The organism is Enterococcus asini ATCC 700915, from assembly GCF_000407365.1.
GTDB lineage: Bacteria > Bacillota > Bacilli > Lactobacillales > Enterococcaceae > Enterococcus_C > Enterococcus_C asini.
Window position 1 is genome coordinate 541173 of record NZ_ASVU01000001.1, and the last position, 18828, is coordinate 560000.

14 protein-coding genes, 5 tRNA genes, 1 riboswitch and 1 other annotated feature are annotated in these 18828 nt (G+C 44.9%); of the genes, 4 read left to right on the top strand and 15 right to left on the bottom strand.

The window, feature by feature from the left end; all coding sequences use genetic code 11:
- Nucleotides 1–11 precede the first annotated feature (11 nt).
- From I579_RS02615 to I579_RS02635, 5 genes are all read right to left on the bottom strand, one after another.
- On the bottom strand, nucleotides 12–683 hold the full coding sequence (locus I579_RS02615) for a PIG-L deacetylase family protein (protein WP_010752742.1): 672 nt from the start codon (nucleotides 681–683) through the stop codon (nucleotides 12–14).
- Nucleotides 680–1621 (bottom strand): GNAT family N-acetyltransferase, encoded by a 942-nt coding sequence (locus I579_RS02620; RefSeq protein WP_010752741.1) that lies wholly within the window; start codon nucleotides 1619–1621, stop codon nucleotides 680–682. The genes I579_RS02615 and I579_RS02620 overlap by 4 nt, the downstream gene beginning before the upstream one ends.
- Nucleotides 1622–1644: 23 nt before the next feature.
- On the bottom strand, nucleotides 1645–2979 hold the full coding sequence (locus tag I579_RS02625) for a PTS sugar transporter subunit IIC (RefSeq protein ID WP_010752740.1): 1335 nt from the start codon (nucleotides 2977–2979) through the stop codon (nucleotides 1645–1647).
- 3 nt (nucleotides 2980–2982) lie between these two features.
- Nucleotides 2983–4053, bottom strand: coding sequence for a DUF871 domain-containing protein (locus I579_RS02630; RefSeq protein ID WP_010752739.1), 1071 nt, complete (start codon nucleotides 4051–4053; stop codon nucleotides 2983–2985).
- A gap of 144 nt (nucleotides 4054–4197) precedes the next feature.
- The gene (locus I579_RS02635; protein WP_010752738.1) at nucleotides 4198–5841 is read right to left on the bottom strand and encodes a putative polysaccharide biosynthesis protein; all 1644 of its coding nucleotides are present in this window, start codon (nucleotides 5839–5841) and stop codon (nucleotides 4198–4200) included.
- Nucleotides 5842–6031: 190 nt separating this feature from the next.
- Between I579_RS02635 and I579_RS02640 the strand changes: the two genes are divergently transcribed.
- Nucleotides 6032–7543: a UDP-N-acetylmuramoyl-L-alanyl-D-glutamate--L-lysine ligase gene (locus tag I579_RS02640; RefSeq protein WP_010752737.1), complete on the top strand. Its 1512-nt coding sequence runs from the start codon at nucleotides 6032–6034 to the stop codon at nucleotides 7541–7543.
- A gap of 63 nt (nucleotides 7544–7606) precedes the next feature.
- Here the strand turns inward: I579_RS02640 and leuS are convergent, their stop codons facing one another.
- Both leuS and I579_RS02650 read right to left on the bottom strand, forming a co-directional pair.
- Nucleotides 7607–10021, bottom strand: coding sequence for a leucine--tRNA ligase (leuS, locus tag I579_RS02645; RefSeq protein WP_010752736.1), 2415 nt, complete (start codon nucleotides 10019–10021; stop codon nucleotides 7607–7609).
- Nucleotides 10022–10091: 70 nt separating this feature from the next.
- Nucleotides 10092–10316, bottom strand: a binding site (T-box leader).
- 118 nt (nucleotides 10317–10434) lie between these two features.
- Nucleotides 10435–12054, bottom strand: a complete 1620-nt coding sequence (locus I579_RS02650; protein ID WP_010752735.1) for a LysM peptidoglycan-binding domain-containing protein — start codon at nucleotides 12052–12054, stop codon at nucleotides 10435–10437.
- 356 nt (nucleotides 12055–12410) lie between these two features.
- Here I579_RS02650 and I579_RS02655 point away from each other — a divergent pair, with 356 nt between their 5' ends.
- The 3 genes from I579_RS02655 to mnmM are packed head-to-tail and all read left to right on the top strand — an operon-like array spanning nucleotide 12411 to nucleotide 14609.
- On the top strand, nucleotides 12411–13061 hold the full coding sequence (locus I579_RS02655; RefSeq protein ID WP_010752734.1) for a phosphatase PAP2 family protein: 651 nt from the start codon (nucleotides 12411–12413) through the stop codon (nucleotides 13059–13061).
- Nucleotides 13062–13087: 26 nt separating this feature from the next.
- Nucleotides 13088–14059 (top strand): tRNA modification radical SAM protein MnmL/YtqA, encoded by a 972-nt coding sequence (gene mnmL / locus I579_RS02660; protein ID WP_010752733.1) that lies wholly within the window; start codon nucleotides 13088–13090, stop codon nucleotides 14057–14059.
- Complete coding sequence (gene mnmM / locus I579_RS02665; RefSeq protein ID WP_010752732.1) at nucleotides 14037–14609, top strand: tRNA 5-(aminomethyl)-2-thiouridylate-methyltransferase MnmM; 573 nt, start codon at nucleotides 14037–14039, stop codon at nucleotides 14607–14609. Before mnmL ends, mnmM begins: the two co-directional genes overlap by 23 nt.
- A gap of 38 nt (nucleotides 14610–14647) precedes the next feature.
- On the opposite strand, the gene I579_RS02670 is transcribed toward mnmM, so the two are convergent.
- The 8 genes from I579_RS02670 to I579_RS02705 all read right to left on the bottom strand — a co-directional run bounded on the left by I579_RS02670 (nucleotide 14648) and on the right by I579_RS02705 (nucleotide 18827).
- Nucleotides 14648–15430 (bottom strand): alpha/beta hydrolase, encoded by a 783-nt coding sequence (locus tag I579_RS02670; protein WP_010752731.1) that lies wholly within the window; start codon nucleotides 15428–15430, stop codon nucleotides 14648–14650.
- A 25-nt stretch (nucleotides 15431–15455) separates the two neighbouring features.
- Nucleotides 15456–16928: an MDR family MFS transporter gene (locus I579_RS02675; RefSeq protein ID WP_010752730.1), complete on the bottom strand. Its 1473-nt coding sequence runs from the start codon at nucleotides 16926–16928 to the stop codon at nucleotides 15456–15458.
- A gap of 86 nt (nucleotides 16929–17014) precedes the next feature.
- Entirely contained in the window at nucleotides 17015–18205 is a 1191-nt protein-coding gene (gene metK / locus I579_RS02680) for a methionine adenosyltransferase (protein ID WP_010752729.1), read from the bottom strand.
- A riboswitch (SMK box riboswitch) is annotated at nucleotides 18203–18280 on the bottom strand. Its footprint overlaps the gene before it by 3 nt.
- A 121-nt stretch (nucleotides 18281–18401) precedes the next feature.
- Nucleotides 18402–18473: transfer RNA gene (locus I579_RS02685), tRNA-Glu, on the bottom strand.
- Nucleotides 18474–18491: 18 nt separating this feature from the next.
- Nucleotides 18492–18565: transfer RNA gene (locus I579_RS02690), tRNA-Ile, on the bottom strand.
- 20 nt (nucleotides 18566–18585) lie between these two features.
- Nucleotides 18586–18656 (bottom strand) — tRNA-Gly (locus tag I579_RS02695).
- Nucleotides 18657–18669: 13 nt separating this feature from the next.
- Nucleotides 18670–18742: transfer RNA gene (locus I579_RS02700), tRNA-Phe, on the bottom strand.
- Nucleotides 18743–18754: 12 nt separating this feature from the next.
- A tRNA-Asp gene (locus I579_RS02705) sits at nucleotides 18755–18827 on the bottom strand.
- Between the last annotated feature and the right edge of the window lies 1 nt (nucleotide 18828).

Genomic DNA, 18828 nt, shown 5'->3' on the forward strand with positions numbered 1-18828 from the left:
TCCCTCATTTTCTATAGGGTATTGTCAATCATGGGAGCAATCATAAAGGCTTTGACAAATTCTTTTGAATCAACCTCTACTGCTCTGATTTTCCCCATGGTCGTATAGTAATCCCGATATGGCATGGAATTAACCTTCCCATTGAAGATTGCATAGTTGCTCAAGGCAGTGAACCATTTATTAACTTGCTTTTGAGATACCTCCAGATATTTGTTAGGAGTAAATCCAGCTAAATCTTCACAGTTTTCTCCGTAAAGCAGATCAATGTCCACACCTTCTAAGCGTAATTGACGGACAGCCTGAGTCACTGTTTCATAGGTGTAATAATGTCGTGGATGTAACGTACCTCGCGCATGGGTTACCACTAGGTCAACCTTCTCCTTTACGAAGTAATCTTTTAACATCTGGATGAATTCCCCTTCGCTAGGCAAAGTAGCTGAACTGTAGCCAAAGGAATAAAAATCACATCCCATTTCCGCTGCAACTGCTTCATTTTCCGCACGCAATTGTTCCAAATACGCAGCTTTTTCTGCTTCTGTTGCATTCGGATCTTCAAGACGTCCTGTTGTGACGTGCATAAAGGTACAATGAACCCCTTGTTCCGCATATTGAATCAGCAATGGTCCCCCCATTAATTCAGCATCTAAGGAGTGTCCGCCAATACTTACAACTCGTTTTTTCATTTTTTTAATTCCTTTCTAGACAATTCATACGTACGGTAAATTTCAAACCCATGTTTCCGGTAAAAATCAATCGTTTTCCCGTGAGTCCATAGGAAGAAAGTGTAGTAAATTCCACGTTTAATCAAATCATCGAGCATAACTTCTAACAGTGCACTCCCCAATCCTTTAGAACGGATTTTCGAGCTAACACCAATTGGGCCAAATCGAGTATCGTTTCCATCAATCTTACGCATCGTGAACCCAATTACTTGATCATCTTCGTCTACTGCTAAGAAAATTGTTTCACTAGCTTCCCCTGCTTGCATTGCTAACAAAAGATTACGATGCCATCCACCACCAAATTCCGCTTCAGCAAATTCTAAGATTTTTGCATAATAACGGTCTTCATATGGCATAATCCGAATTCCTTGTTTTCGTTTTTCTGCTAAAATAGACTCTACGTCTACTTCATGATTAGTTAAAACAGCCCCCATACTAACAGCATCCCCTTTATCCAGATACCCTAGTGCTTTGAAAAAGGCTAGGCCTTCCGTATAGCGAAGGTCAATACCTGGAGCAAAGTAATTTGGACTGAAGGCACACAAGGTAATCTCAGTTGCTCCTGCTGTTTGAAGATCTTCCTCTACTTGGCTAACCAATGCTTTGGCAATTCCTTGTCTTTTCCAGGATTGTGCCACCGCAACTTGTAAAATCCATCCTCGAGTTGGTTCTAGTCCTCGCGTTAGATAAGGAACTTGACGCTTGATTCCATAAACAAAACCAACCACTTGATTATCGGCAATAGCCAGTTTGAACAACTGGCTATTGAAATTTTCATCGTAAAGAATTTGCTCGAAAAAGCGTTCTTTCGAAATACGATCATAGACTAATTCTTGATTCCACAGTTGAAGGATTTCCTCCAACCGATCAATTGAAAACTCTTGATACGTAATATTCATTAGAAATTCCTCCTATACTTAACTTATTCTACTGCTTGTTCTGCTTCCATTAGTTTTTCTTTTTCCAATTCTTGTTTTTCATAAACTTTAAAGAATGGATAGAAGATAAAGAAAATCAAAACAAAGTTTAACAAACTGATGATCAAAGAGCTTACCTTAAACCCGGAACCAATAAAAGCGGCTAAAGGAGCGGGCATTGTCCAAACAGTCATAGCAACCATTGGAGGGGTCAACCCTAGGAAAGCCAAACCAACATTCAATAAGAACGTGCAAGCAAAACCAATTACCCACGGAACAAACATAATTGGATTCAAAACTACTGGTAGACCGTACATCACAGGTTCCGCAATATTAAAAATTGTTCCTGGCAATGATAGTTTTCCTAAGACATTGAAGCGTTTCACTTTAGATAAGGTACACAATAGTGCCACTGGGAATAGACTTACCCGAACGTAGTTATTAATCCATTGTTCTGTAAACATGTAAGGAATGTCTTTGTGGGCACTAAAAGCTGCAATGTTATCAGTAATCTGAGTTGTCCAGATTGGGCTCATCACGCTGCTAACGATATTTGACCCATGCAATCCGACAAACCATAAAAGCCGATCCAATAAAAAGGCAAAGAACTGAGTAACCCAACTGCTCCCACCAACTACTAAATAAGAGAAGAGCTTGTTGAAGATTGTTAAGAAATCAAAATTTTCGAATCCTTGACCAAAAATAGCAAAAACAATCACGACTAAGGTAACCGGAACGATACTAGTAAAAGCTGCTGCAATCATTGGTGGTACGCCATTTGGCATCTTGATTGTAATGTCTTTTTTTACCAAGAAGGTATATAGTTCCACTGATAAAATACTGATGATAATCCCTGCAAACAGACTTGGAGAGCCTAAAATATAGTTTGGCCAATCAAAATTCTCACTCAATTTTGCAAAATCGATAAAGCATAAAAGAGAAACACCAGAAAGCACACTAGTCACCAAAGGAGTTACTTTGGGAACTTTTTGAGAATTGATTTTTCCTAAATTGTAGCCATTCAAAATCGCTACTAATAATGCCAATATATTAATTGTGACAAAAACTAATTGCAATAAGATTGGCTGAACTGGGGTAATGATTTTCGTTAAAAAGTCAGCAACTTGTGGCAAATTAAACCCACCATCTGAAGTGAATAATCCAGGAAGATTATTAATCAGTGTCGCCGTCGCACCAATAATCATATAGGGCATTAGAGTCATAAATGTCATTTGCAACGACTCTAAATATTTCATCTTGGACAAACGAACCAAAGGAGGAGAAACTTTGTTTTCAATAAAGTCGGTGATTTTGGTCAAAATTCCAGCTGAGTTTTCCATCTTTCATTCCTCAATTCTTTTTTTATTTTTTCGAATCTCAATTTCTTGAGCCGAATTCAAATGTTGTAGCAACGGGAGATCGTCATGGCAAATCTTGCCGATAACATTGACCTTTTTATCTGCGGCCAAATCACGTTTGGCAATTTGCAGTTCGCCTAGATACCGGCCATAATTTTGATTATCCATAGTAATCGAACCTCTCACTCGTTTCACGCAATTTTCTGCCTTGATGTGTTTAATTCCCCACAATCTAGCTTGTTCAGAACGAAAAACATCACGAGCTACATCTTTACGATTCACATGACTGCGTATCACCCATTGCTCATAACCAGATTGAACTTCTTCTGCAAAAAGTAGAATTTTTTGCTCCTCTTGATACATTAGAAATTGTTCCCGAGCCCTTTGACTGAGCCCTTCATCTCCAATGTATACGCTATCAGTTTGCATTTGAAAAAGATCTAAGGCACCTGCTAAAGGTGTAACTCTTCGATGGTCTTCCAAAGTTGGCAGCCCTTCGAAAAGCGGCTGACGTAAGTTTTCATCCCCTGGAACAAAGGCAACAGTTTTCAATCCCAATTGTTTCAGCCATGCATTTTTTTGACTAAAGAACTCCGCAGAAATTCCCGTCTCTGGACGCGGATAATAGTTATGCCACGCTTCGATTTTGTTAAAATCTGCTTGATAGTTCTGTAATTCACGTACATCTTCTTCTGTGATAGTGCTTGCATTTAATCCCACCCGAATCGTTTGGGAAAGTTCGGCAATTTTTTGATTGTCAATCCCGCCGTCAATTCGTAATCCGGTTACTCCCACAGCCTTCACTTGTTCCAGATTAGTTAAAGAAAAACCTGCTTTTGACAATGATTCCAAAGAAATATCGACCATTAAATCCAAATGATTCGCTTGAGCAACTGATCCAAGGGAGGTTAAATAAGTTTTATACTCATTGCTATTTTCCTCTGGAATTTGTAGAGAAGTAAAAATTCCTTGAAATCCTTGCGCCGCCATTTGTTCAATATAGACTTGCTTCGAATTTGTAAGCGGTTGATTTAAATAGATTGAAAAACCAAACATTATATCATCTCTCTTTCCTTTCGCATGGTTATCATACAACGAAAGAAATATTATTTCAATATATTTATAAATAAAAATATTAAAAAGAAATATTGTTCCTTTTCGAATTAAAAAAACTCCCGCCCATTGGACAGGAATTTTACCTTACTTAATCTTCAATTTCCGGCGAATCTTCGTCGCGGTAGAGCCTAGTAGTTTGTCAGCCAAGCCGACTTTCAAGGACAGGTAGACGTAACTTGCGCCCCCTATTAAGGCAGTCCCCATAATGATAACAAAGGAACCAATCTTCCCTTCTGCAGAGAAGAACAAGCCTAAGAATGCCCGGGTAACAAAGGCTAAGACGACCATAATCAAACTGATGATAAAAATCAAGATGATTCGGCGGAAGGTAAAGGACTTGTTGAAACGGGAGACTTTGTGGAGTTTCCAGAGATTCAATGCCACCGTGGCGCCGAAACCAATCATAGTAGAAAGCAATGGTCCGTAGACTTCAAAGACCCGAATCAAAGGATACTGGGTCACCAGCTTCACCAAGAAACCAATTAAGAAAAACAAAATGGCCGAGCCGTTTTCATACATCCCCTGGAGCATGCTTGAAGTCATGGTGTACAAGCCAAGGAATAAGCCGCTGACGCAAGCTACCACTAACACGCGACTGCCCAGATTGCTTGGAGCGTAAAACAAAGTATTCAAAGGATAGGCTAAAATAATTAAACCAAATGTTGCTGGGAACATGACAAAGGCAAAGAGCTGCAAGTTATTGGAAATCAACTTGGCCAAGTCTCTTTGGCGGTTCAATGTCTTCGCCTCGGTAATTAAAGGCAAACCGGTTAAGGCAATGGATGTAGCCAGACCGATGACCACCATGGTTAATTTATCTGGATTGGCACTAAAGATTGAAAAGAGCTTTTGTAATTGAGCAGAGGAATAAGTGGTAAAGCCTTGCATAAAGCGGACAAAGGTCACCTGATCCACCAGTTTAAAGATGGTAATACCGGTCCCGATGATAATGAAAGGAATCGCTTCACGAATGGTTTCCACCACGAGTTCCCGGGTGTCTAATTTCACCCGATTGGCACTCATTTCGATTAACGCCTGGGTGCGGGCACGATTTTTTTGCATGTAGTACAGCAAGACCGCAATACTTGCGACCGCTCCGATAAAGGCGGCGAAAGTGGATTGCACCACGGCTTCTTCATAGTTGCCACTGCCCATCTTCATGATGATAAAGGTGGCTAATAATAGATAAAACACTCGGGCGACTTGTTCCACGATTTGGGAAATCGCATAGGGCATCATGTCGCTTTGCCCTTGGAAAAAGCCCCGAATAACACTCATACAAGGAATCACGAGCACCGCTACACTTAAAGAGCGAATGACCGGTACCAACTCAGCTCCCCCACCGGATATCTCGGCTAACCACGGGGAGGATAGATACATGATGCCACTCATCACGGCCCCGAAAATCGCCATGACCACTAAAGCATTTTTAAAGAGCTTGCGACTGACGCCATATTCATTTAAAGAATTATAATGGGCGGTCTGCTTGCCAATCGCCGCGGGAATCCCGGCGGTGGAAATCATTAAAAATAGGGCATAGAAATTATAGCCCATATTGAACAAGGCATTTGCTTGATAGGCTTGAGTGCCCATCCAGTAAAACCAAGGCATGACGTAGATGGCGCCTAAAAGGCGGGAACCGATATTGCCGATGGTCAGCCAAGTGGACCCTCGCGCCATGCGTTCCTCATTCGTCAAAGCCTGTTGGGGATGCTTATTTTCAGCCATGTAGTTTACTCCCATTCTCATTGATAGACATAGTTCCTATTTTACTAGAAAATTTAGTAGGAACAACCGTTTTTCAAAACTTTTAACAACTTCACTGCCTTTTCTTAGGGCAAACTTCGCCAATCTGTCTCTGATAGGTCACTTATGCTATAATGGAAAAAGAATTTTTCCAGGAAACGAGGGAATTTACGTGTCATTAACCCTAGAAATGGTATACGACCTCTTAACAGAAGCCGGTCTTTTGAAAGAATTTATCACGCCCGCCGGTTGGCATATGGAGCGGGCTAAACTGCCTCAGCTGAGCTTTAGCAAATTGTCCTATGACTCCCGGCAGACCGATAGCGAGACACTCTTTTTCTGCAAAGGTTTGAACTTTAAGGAAGAGTACTTGCAAGGGGCTCTAGCTCAAGGTTTGCAAGTCTACTTGGCGGATCAGCCTTACGAAACCGATGCTGCCTGTGCCTTGATTACCACGGACATTCGCAAAGCTATGGCTGTTATCAGCATGGCCTTTTACCGCTATCCTCAAGAAAAGCTAAAAATCGTGGCTTTCACCGGGACAAAGGGCAAGACTACCGCAGCTTACTTCACCCATGGCATCTTACAAGAAGCCACTGGGGGCAAGACTGCTCTTTTGTCCACCATGAATACCACTTTGGATGGCAAAAGCTTCTTCAAGTCCCACTTGACCACGCCGGAATCTTTAGATTTGTATCAAATGATGGCAGAAGCTGTGGCGAACGGCATGACCCATTTAGTCATGGAAGTCTCTTCCCAAGCGTATAAAACACAGCGGGTCTACGGTTTACAATACGATGTGGGAATCTTTTTGAATATCTCGCCGGATCATATTAGCCCCATCGAGCATCCGACTTTTGACGATTACTTTTACTGCAAACGTCAGCTTTTGGCTCATTCAAAAGTGATGATTTTAGATGCAGATATGGACTACTTTGACTTGGTAGCAGAAACTTGCGAACGCCTAGGCACTCCGACTTACACATACGGACGCAATGCTGGAGACTACCGGGTGACTACCAATGCCAAAAATCAAAATGAATTTTATGTGGAAAACCGGGTCGATCCTTTGAAAATCACCGGGAACTACCGGATTAAATTAGCCGGGGACTTTAACCAAGACAATGCTACGGCGGCGATTATTGCCGCGGTTCTCTTAGGTGCCACTACAGAAGATGCCTACCGGGCTTTAAGCGAAGTGCTAGTGCCTGGGCGCATGGTGCTCTTACAGACGCCCCTTGGCGCTACCGTGTATATCGACTACGCCCACAACTACATTAGCTTGAAACTCTTATTGGAATTTGCCAAGAAGCAAAGCCAAGGTCGGGTATTAGTCGTCTTAGGCAGTCCGGGTAACAAAGCCCTTAGCCGACGCCAAGATTTCGGTCAAGTCCTCTCTGAACTAGCTGACATCGCCATTTTAACAGCAGATGATCCGGCCTTTGAAGATCCAAAAGACATTGCCGATGAAATCGCCGCAGCCATCACCAATCCAGAAGTGCTTTTGCATTTTGAAATGGACCGGCGCCAAGCCATCCGTCAAGCGCTGACCATGAGCCAACCAGACGACGTGGTCATCATCGCCGGCAAAGGCCTCGACCCCCAACAAAAAGTCCAAGGCGTCGATGTCTTCTATGAAGGAGACTACACCATCGCCAAAGAATGGATTGACGAACAAAACTAATTCAAAACAAACAAATCCCCCTGCACTGGATTTTCAGTGCAGGGGGATTTTTCTGATGAACGCTTAATTCGCCACGATGTTGACCAATTTTCCTGGTACAACGATGACTTTACGAATAGTCTTATCTGCCAAAAGGCCAGCGACTTGTTCGTGTCCTTTGGCTAGTTCTTCCATTTCTTCTTTGGTAGCGGCTGCGGCAACCATGACTTTGGCTTTAACCTTGCCGTTGACTTGGATGACGATTTCTACTTCGTCTTCCACTAGGGCAGATTCGTCAAAGACTGGCCATGGCACGTAGCTGATACCTCCTTCATTACCGAGGATCGACCACAGTTCTTCGGCAAAGTGTGGTGCAATTGGTGCCAAAAGTTGTACAAAGCCTTCCACATAAAGATAAGGCAAAGCATCCACTTTGTAGGCTTCATTGATGAAGACCATCAATTGGCTAATCGCCGTATTGAAGTGTAGGTGTTCGTAGTCTTCCGTAACTTTTTTCACGGTTTGGTTGTAGACCTTCGTCAGTTTGCCGTCGTTAAAGTTGGTAATGCGATCCCGCATCTTGCCATCTTCGTCCACGATCAAACGCCAAATCCGATCCAAGAATTTCCGGCTACCTTCTAGACCATTTTCACTCCAAGCAATCGAAGCATCCAAAGGTCCCATGAACATTTCATACAAGCGTAGTGTATCCGCACCGTAGCGTTCCACCACGTCGTCAGGGTTGACTACATTGCCCCGAGATTTCGACATTTTTTCGTTGTTGCCCCCAAGGATCATCCCTTGGTTAAAGAGTTTTTGGAATGGTTCTTTCGTTGGTACTACCCCTAGATCGTAGAGGAATTTGTGCCAGAAGCGCGCGTACAACAAGTGCAGTACTGCGTGTTCTGCCCCACCAATGTAGATGTCTACCGGCAACCAGCGTTCCAGTTTTTCATAGTTGGCCAATTCCTTATTGTTATGAGGATCGATATAGCGCAAGAAATACCAAGAACTCCCTGCCCATTGTGGCATGGTGTTGGTTTCACGGCGACCTTTTTTACCGGTGACCGGATCGACGACGTTCACCCAATCTTCAATATTAGCCAATGGGGATTCCCCAGTGCCACTTGGTTTGATGTCTTTGGTAACTGGCAAGCGCAATGGTAGTTCTGCTTCCGGTACCGTAGTCGTAGTGCCGTCTTCCCAATGAATGATCGGAATCGGTTCTCCCCAGTAACGTTGACGAGAGAAGAGCCAGTCCCGCAAACGGTAGCTGACTTCCTTCTTACCGACGCCTTTTTCTTCCAACCACGCGATGATTTTATCCATAGCGTCTTCTTTGTTCAAGCCATCCAAGAATTCGGAGTTCACGTGAGGGCCGTCTTCTGTGTAAGCTGCCACGGCCACATCCCCGCCGTCTAGCACCGGAATGATTTCCAAATCAAACGTTTTGGCAAATTCGTAGTCCCGCTCGTCATGGGCCGGTACCGCCATAATCGCACCAGTACCATAGCTAGCTAGTACATAGTCCGCAATCCAAATCGGAATTTCTTTGCCGTTTACTGGGTTAATGGCGTAAGCACCAGTGAAGACCCCAGTTTTTTCTTTGGCCAAGTCGGTGCGGTTCAATTCGGATTTTTTCGCCGCTTCTGCCACATATTCCGCTACCGCAGCTTCTTGTTCCGGTGTGGTGATCTTGTTTACCAAGTCCAATTCCGGTGCCAAGACCGCATAAGTTGCGCCAAACAAAGTATCTGGGCGCGTGGTAAAGACGGTGAAGCTTTCTTCGCTGTTGGCAACTTTAAAAGTCACATTAGCCCCTACCGAGCGGCCGATCCAGTTTCGTTGCATTTCCTTGATGCTATCAGGCCATTCTACCAAATCCAAGTCTTCCAACAAACGATCCGCATAGGCAGTGATTTTCAGCATCCATTGGCGCATAGGTTTGCGGATAACATCGTAGCCACCCCGTTCGCTTTTCCCGTCAATCACTTCTTCATTAGCGATTACCGTGCCTAGTTCTGGCACCCAGTTAACTGCCACTTCTGCTTCATAGGCCAAGCCTTTTTCATACAATTTTGTGAAAATCCATTGGGTCCATTTGTAGTATTCAGGATCTGTGGTGTTGATTTCCCGGTTCCAGTCGTAACTAAAGCCCAAGGAATTGATTTGCCGTTTAAAAGTTTGGATATTTTTTTCGGTGAATTCTGCTGGGTCATTTCCTGTATCCAAAGCGTATTGTTCCGCTGGCAAGCCAAAAGCATCCCACCCCATTGGATGCAAGACATTGTAGCCTTGAGCCCGTTTCATACGAGACAAGATATCCGTCGCAGTATAGCCCTCAGGATGGCCTACGTGTAGGCCTTGCCCAGATGGATAAGGGAACATATCCAAAGCATAGAATTTCGGTTTGTCTTGGTCTTCATGGGTCACGAAAGTATTGTTCGCCGCCCAGAATTTTTGCCATTTTTTCTCAATTTTTTTGTGATCATAATTCACAGTACTTCCTCCTTTGATTGATTAACAGCTGGTGATGCAATAAAAAAACGTCCTATGAAAGCAACTGCTCTCATAGGACGTGAATCTACGTGGTACCACCTATCTTTGTCGACAAAAAGTCAACCTCACACGAGATATCGGCCGTCACCGTATCTTGCTACTGACTAGAAAACTCTAGAAGTTCGCAAAAGATAGCACTTTAAGGCGAGTTCAAAAGGCTTCCTACGCATTTTCAGCAACCATGCGCTCTCTAAAAGGAGTCGGCTTTCTACTATTCCTTATCCAACGTGCAACTATCATTTGATTGCTAGTCTAACAGAAATGCTGTTAAGTTTCAAATGATACTTAACATCCCCGACAAAACAGACGCTATCTTACTAAAAAAAGCCACCCTATTAAGGTGACTTTTCAACTTATTTCACTTTCAACGTTTGACCGATATAAATCATATCCGAAGTCAAATTGTTCAATTGTTTCAATTGATTCACGGACATATTGTACTTTTGAGCGATGCCCCATAAAGAGTCTCCACTGACCGCTTTATAAGTCTTAGTGCTACTAGAGTTGTTTGTATTGTTAGTTGCTCCATTCGACTGGTTAGTATTCGTCGTGTTCCCAGTTTTGCTAACCAAGAGTTTTTGGCCTGGGTAAATGAAGTTATTTTTGATATTGTTCCATTGAATCAATTGATTCATGGTGATGCCATTGTTATGGGCGACTAACCACACGGAATCACCGGATTTTACCGTGTAGTATTTGCTGGCAGTACCCGTGTTGTTATTCGTATTGGCGCTGGTGTTGTTGCTAGTACCGGCACTACTGCTTGAGCCGGTATTGCTGCTCGTATTGTTACTTGTGCTGCTAGAGCCGTTTTTACCTACGACTAGTTTTTGCCCTGGATGAATCAAGTTGTTCTTGATACCGTTCCATTGAATCAGCTGGTTCATGGAGATGCCATATTTATTGGCAATCAACCAGACGGAATCACCGGATTTCACCGTGTAATAAGAACTAGTAGTACTCGTGTTAGAACCGGTGTTGCTACTAGAGCTACTGCTAGAATTGTTGGCACTGCTAGACCCGGTGTTGTCGCTGTTCGTGTTATTCGAGCCCGCTGCCGCTTTCCCGACGATTAATTTTTGTCCCGGATAAATAAAATTATTTTTGATATTATTCCATTGGATCAATTGGTTCATGGAGATGCCGTATTTATTGGCAATCAACCAAACGGAATCACCGGATTTCACCGTGTAAGTCTGACTAGTCGTTCCGGTAGCACTGCTGCTCCCAGTGTTACTGCTATTGGAATTGGAATTGGAATTGGAACTTGAATTAGAACCGCCTGCTGTGGCGCCCCCACCGGCACTGCCGCTAGCTGGCGTATCATAGCGAGTCAAATTATACGTGGCAATCACATTGTTCAATGCCGCCGCATAGTGCGGCGCTGTGGCGTAACGTCCGGTCAACCAAGCCGTAGCGTCCCGATAAGAAGAACAATTGCTCTTCCACGCTCCCCGATAGTAGTATTGCCCACCCATGTAGACATTGCGCAAGACATAGGCATTGTCTTCAAATGACTGCTGATAAGACGGGTAATCCCGGAATGGTTCATTCATTGTGACCCATTTTCCGTTTAAGTATTCTTGGGTATTCATGGAAACAGAGTTCCCTTGATAGCTCCCTTTAATCCCAAATAAATTATAATAAGGCGCTTTCGATAACGAACTCGTGCCCCACGCACTTTCCACCACCGCTTGGGCGATCATTACCGAAGCATATAAGTCATTGGCCGCCGCTACTGGTTGGGCATGACTTGCAATTTCTGCAATAAAGGCACTGGTATTCGTTGCTGCTCTGGTTTCCGTAGCCGCTTCAGCCTGAATCGTCGCTGGTGCCATAGGGGTAACCAAGGAGCAAGCAGTCAATGTCGTGCTGAGGAGGGCTGCTCCCCTTCTCACCTGCACTTTGCGTCGCTGTTGTTCTGCCAGTCGCCGGCGTTCTTTTCGTGATACCAACCGCATTTCATTCTCCATTTCCATCCTCCTCATTAAAAAAACGATAACCTAGAATAATTATACCTTGAAAGGTGAATTATGAGAAATAATATTTGGATTTACCATAAATTTGTTAATCTATTGTAATTTATGTCCCCTTGCGTTTAAAAACAACACCTGATTCTATTTTCATTTAAGTAAAACGTTGAATTAACAACCTTTTGTTATGTTTAAAATAATATTTTATTTTTTACAAGACTGTTACAGAACAGCTATGGATAACACAACCTTGTGATTTTATTATTATATTTCCGAAAAGTGTCCTCCCCTAAAGGAAAATGTTATAATGACAACTGGTTTAAAATGATCGCAAAAGACCTTGAGGAAAGGATATTATGAAAAATAAACTCTACTACCAATTCGCCGGCAGTTGCTTCTTGCTGGTCTTCGTTTTTCTCACTTATGTGGTGAAATTTTACCCCCAATGGCTGCAAGGTTTCGACACCCAGCTGACCAATCTAGTTCGGGGGCCTTATCCTGATTGGCACCCGTTTTATCTCACGGTGACCAAGCTAGGAAATCCTTCCATGATTATCGCTTTGACGATTTTTCTAGTGGCGCTTTTATTGTTAACGAAGCGCTATTTGGAAGGCATCTGGCTTTCGGCAGGCTTTGTCATCGTCGCCGGGATTGTGAATCCTTTGATTAAACACGCGATTTACCGTCAACGTCCGACTTTGGAACACTTGGTCACCGAGACTAGTTACAGCTTTCCCAGTGGTCATTCCGCTACGAGTATGGTGGTCTTCGGCACATTGATCTTTATCTTACCAGGCATCGTAAAATCCAAGTATTGGCGCCTGGCGCTACAAATTCTTTTGGGCCTCTTAATTTTACTAATCGGTTGCAGCCGGATTTACTTAGGGGTGCATTTTCCCAGTGATATTCTAGCAGGATTTTTATTGAGTCTCAGCTGGCTGTGCTTTACTTATCCTTACTACGACGAACGGCGCTTCATCTGGCGCTTCCAAGGAAAACAACGCTAATGGCAACAGGAGAAAGAAGGAACACCATGACTGTTTTTGCAGAAAATAAACGCTATTACTCATTGAATCAAGCCTACCGGGAAACCTTTGGAGGTAAAATTTTCAAGGTCCCCGTGGATGCCGGCTTCGACTGTCCCAATCGTGACGGCACGGTGGCAAAAGGCGGCTGCACCTTTTGTAGCGTCTCTGGTTCCGGGGACATGATTGTTGCCCCTAGTGAACCTTTGCCCGTGCAATTCCAAAAAGAAATCCACATGATGCACCAAAAATGGCCGGGAGTGGAACAATACATCGTCTACTTCCAAAACTTTACCAATACTCACGCCCCGGTGGAAGTCATCAAGGAACGCTTTGAGCAAGTGGTCAACCTTCCGGGCGTCGTAGGACTTTCCGTAGGCACGCGCCCTGACTGCCTGCCTCCTGAAGTGGTGGACTATTTAGCCCAGTTAAACGAGCGCCTGTATCTCTGGGTGGAATTAGGTTTACAGTCCACCTTTGAAGCTACCGGGGAATTGATCAACCGGGCTCATGATTACCAGACCTATCTGGATGCGGTGGCCAATTTGCGTAAACACAAGATTCAAGTCTGCACCCATTTGATCAATGGCCTACCAGGGGAAAGCTTGGAAATGATGCGGGAAAATGTTCGCCGGGTCATTTTAGACTCGGACATTCAAGGAATCAAACTACACCTTTTGCACCTCATGCGCAATACGAAGATGCTGCGGGATTATCACGAAGGTCGCTTGCAGCTCATGAGCCGCAAAGACTATGTGGACGTGATCTGTGATCAATTGGAAATGATTCCCCAAGAAATCATCATCCATCGCCTGACAGGAGATGCCCCTTGGGATTCTTTAGTCGGACCCAAATGGAGCTTGAAAAAATGGGAAGTCCTAAACGCCATTGATGAAGAGCTCTTGCGTCGGGATTCCTACCAAGGAAAATTCGACTTACGCAAAGGAGGCGTAGGCCATGCAAAATGCGCTAGCCTTTAGTCACCAACTATTGAAAGAAGTCATCCAACCGGGAGAAATCGCGGTGGACGCCACCATGGGGAACGGCCACGATACCTTGTTCTTGGCCCAATTAGTCGGAAGAAGCGGTCAGGTTTACGCCTGTGACTTGCAAGAACAAGCCCTAGCTAACACCCGCCAGCGCCTAACAGAGGCCAATCTGCTCCCCCGGGTGACCCTCTTACACTGTGGCCATGAAGAATTGGATCGCCACTTACCGGAGCAAAAAATCAAAGGTGCAATTTTCAACCTAGGGTATCTCCCTCAAAGTGACAAGGCCATGATTACACTGCCGGAGACGACGATTGCCGCCTTAGAAATTTTATTGGACCGCTTGGCTTATCGCGGGCGGATCGTGATCGTCTGCTATTACGGCCATCCCGGGGGCCAATCCGAATTAGACGAAGTTCGCGCCTTTTGCCAAGCCTTACCCCAAAAAGAATACAGCGTACTGAACTACCAATTCGTCAATCAACAAAATCAGCCACCATTGTTGTTTTGTATCGAAAAAATCGCCAAGAGCAAGTTTTAATCCTTGCTCTTGGCGATTTTTTCTATTTGCTTTCAAATTTATTTGTCCAAAGGGAGCCATTCCAAAACTCGTGGCAACCAAGCGTCCCAAAAGTCCCAATTGTGAATGCCCGGGCCTTCTTCATAAGTCACAGCAAAGCCTTTTTCTTGGGCTTTATGCACGAAGTAGTGATTCACCGGCAACAAGTCATCTTCCGTGCCACAGCAAATGAAAAATTCCGGTGCGCTTTTTGGATCCACTTGGCTCAATAGATGCAAGGGGTTTTCCATGGAAGTCCCTAATTTTTCCAAGGGCCCGAAGATTCCTTCCCAATACGCGCGACTGCGAATTGCTAATAAAGGCGCCGGATCCTCAGTAAAGCACAATGCCCCCGACAGACTCGCTACCCGGGAGAAGTTTTCCGGCTTCCGCAAGCCCAACTTCACCGCGCCATAGCCTCCCATGGACAAGCCGGCTACAAAAGTCCGTTCGCGCTTTTTCGTCAATTGGGGGAAGAGTTCCCGACACAATTCGGGTAATTCCTCGGCAATGTAAGTCCAGTAGTTCATGTCATAGGTAGTGTCCGTGTACCAGCCGTGATCCGTGGCAGGCATGATTACCGCCAAGCCGTAGTCGTCCACATAGCGCTCGATGGACGTCCGACGCTCCCACACGCTGTGATTGCCCCCCATGCCGTGGAGCAAGTACAAGACCGGCACATCACTTGTCTGACCTACCGAGTCCGTCCCTACCTTTTTATGGGTTTGTTGGGGCAAGATGACATTGAGCATCACCTGCATATCTAAAGTATTGGAAAAACAGTTCACTTGCAAAAAAGCCACGTTGGTTCATCTCCCTCTCTTACTCTCATTCCTTAATTGTAGCAGACTTTTTCGAAATGAGTAAGGTCATAACTAAAGCGATAGCTACTAAGAGCAGCGCCACGCCGAAGACCCCGTGTAAGCCACTGAAGAGGATTTCCCGCAACGGTGCCAAGAGTTTTTCCGGTAAAAGTTTGGCAGTTTGGGGATTGACCAGTTTGTTCATAATGTCCGGATCCTTGGTGAGGCTACCTTTTTGCAAAGCGTTAGCGGTGATGCTGTTCATTATGATTCCGAAAACGGACACCATGATGGTTTGGCCAATCGTCCGGGCCAACGTATTAAAGGAAGTCGCCACCCCTAGTTGATCGTGGCCAACACTGCTTTGAGCAGTCACGGTACAAACCACGATGGTTCCCCCGAGGCCCACGCCTAAAACAGACGAAATCAAAAAGAACCACAACCAGCTAGCGGAAATCGGAATCAAGAACAGCCCCGCCCCGCCAATCAGGATAACGGCTAAGAAGACGATTAGGACTTCTTTCACACTTTTTTGAACCAGCCAGCGACCAGCGATAAAAGAACCCACCATCCATAAGATTGACAAAGGCGCTAAAACCAAGCCTCCGATACCCGCAGGTAAGCCTAAGACCCCTTGCATCCACATGGGAATGTAGACGTCCACCGCCATTAAAAAGCCACTAGCCAAAGCCGCTACTAGATTGACTACGACAAAGAGCCGGCTGTGAAACAGATTCAATGCGATGACCGGATCTTGTGCCCGTTTTTCCACGAAGATGAAATAAGCCAGACCGAAAACAGATACAACAATCAATAAAATTACCGGCATACTGAAGCCTTGATCCCCTAAAAATTGGAAGGCCAACAATAAAGCCAAGAGGGTCGCCGCTAAGGTTAAAGAACCTTTCAAGTCCATTGGTTTCCCTGTTTTTTCCCGCTTTGGTTCTACCAAGTAGCGCCAAATCATGGCAATCAAAATCGCGCCGATTGGTACATTGATAAAGAAGATCCAGTGCCAGCCAATCGTATCTACGATTAAGCCCCCGGCTAAAGGACCCACCACACTGGCAATCCCCCAGGCTGTACTGTTAAAGCCTAGGACTTTGGCCCGCTTTTCCATGCTGTACAAGTCCCCAATAATCGTCAAAGCCACTGGCATCATTGCCCCGGCTCCCATCCCTTGAATGGCCCGAGCCACGATTAAGGTTTCCATACTGTTGGACATTCCACACAGGGCTGATCCTATGACAAACAACAGCGTACCGAAGATAAAGACCGGTTTGCGGCCAATGGTATCCGCCAACTTCCCGTAAATCGGGGTCAACATGGCATTCGTCAATAAATAAATCGAAAAAACCCAGTTCATAATTTCAATACCATGCAGCGAACCGACAATCGTCGGCATCGCCGTGGTGACAATCGTCCCCTCAATAGCGGTCATAAAGGTTGCTACAAAGACCGCCACCGTAACCAATTTTACATTTGTTTCTTTTTTCACGTGCTTCTTCCTCTCCTGATTTTCTTCCAAAAAAAGAGATCCCTACCCCCAGCAAGTTCCCTCGCTGAAAAATAGAGATCGCCTTTTTAATCCTTCACACTTGCTAGTAGGTCCGCAGCTTTATCCGTGCGTTCCCAAGGCAAGTCGATATCTGTACGACCAAAATGTCCATATGCTGCCGTTTGTTTGTAAATCGGACGGCGTAAATCCAGCATCTCGATGATTCCCGCTGGACGTAGATCAAAGTTCTTCCGCACGGCGGCAATCAATGCTTCATCACTGACTTTCCCCGTGCCAAATGTATTCACCGCAATCGAAACCGGCTGCGCCACGCCAATGGCATAGGCTAATTGCACCTCGACTTTTTTCGCCAAGTCTGCTGCCACGATGTTCTTCGCAATGTAGCGTGCGGCATAGCTTGCAGAACGGTCCACTTTCGTCGCATCCTTCCCGGAGAATGCGCCCCCTCCATGACGAGCATAGCCGCCATAAGTATCCACGATGATTTTCCGACCCGTTAAGCCTGCGTCCCCTTGAGGACCACCGATTACAAAACGACCTGTAGGATTGATATAGTATTTTGTTTCTTCATCTAACAGCTCACTAGGAATGACCGCCTTGATGACTTGCTCCAAAACGTCCCGGTGAATCGTTTCGTTGTCCACTTGATCATCATGCTGGGTACTGATAACCACTGTATCCACCCGCACAGGTTGATCTTGGTCGTCATATTCCACCGTCACTTGAGACTTAGCATCCGGCCGTAAGTAAGGCAAAACTTTCTCCTTACGCAACTCAGCCAAACGACGAACCAAGCGATGGGACAAAGAAATTGGCAATGGCATCAATTCCGGTGTTTCATCACAGGCAAAACCAAACATTAATCCTTGGTCCCCGGCACCAATTTCGTCTAATGGATCTTTTTTCACTTCTCGTGCTTCCAGGGCTACATCCACCCCTTGTGCGATATCTGGTGATTGCTCATCAATTGCTACTAAGACCGCCACCGTATCCCCGTCAAAGCCAAATTTGGCGCGCGTATAGCCGATGTCGTTGATGGTTTTGCGGACGATTTTTTGAATATCCACGTATGCGTTCGTGGAGACTTCCCCAAAAACCAAAACCAGGCCAGTGGTCACGGAAGTTTCGCAGGCAACCCGAGCATAAGGATCCTTTTCCAACAATGCATCTAAAATCGCATCGCTAATTTGATCTGCCACCTTATCTGGATGGCCCTCGGAAACAGATTCCGAAGTAAATAAATGTCTCTCTGTCATAATAGTTTCCCCCTAAATATTTTCGGTTACAAGGCATCTTCGAATAACGAATCCTATCGGGAACTTGCAACGATTGACAGTATAACAGATTTTGTCAAAAGTTGCTCGCTTTCCAGTTAATGATTCAATGAAAATTTCAATAAAATTAAAAGAGTCATACAAGCAAAAAAAATAAGGTACTCATTTGAGTACCTCATGATCCGTACGGGATTCGAACCCGTGTTACCGCCGTGAAAGGGCGGTGTCTTAACCACTTGACCAACGGACCAAATTGATAATATAGGAATGGGCCTAAATGGACTCGAACCATCGACCTCACGCTTATCAGGCGTGCGCTCTAACCAGCTGAGCTATAGGCCCATAATAAAAATTTGAAACAAAGCGGGTGACGAGAATCGAACTCGCGACAACAGCTTGGAAGGCTGTGGTTTTACCACTAAACTACACCCGCAAAGCGAATGCAATGGCGCGGGACAGAATCGAACTGCCGACACATGGAGCTTCAATCCATTGCTCTACCAACTGAGCTACCGAGCCAAAATAACACAACGGTCCCGACGGGACTCGAACCCGCGATCTCCTGCGTGACAGGCAGGCGTGATAACCACTACACTACGGGACCA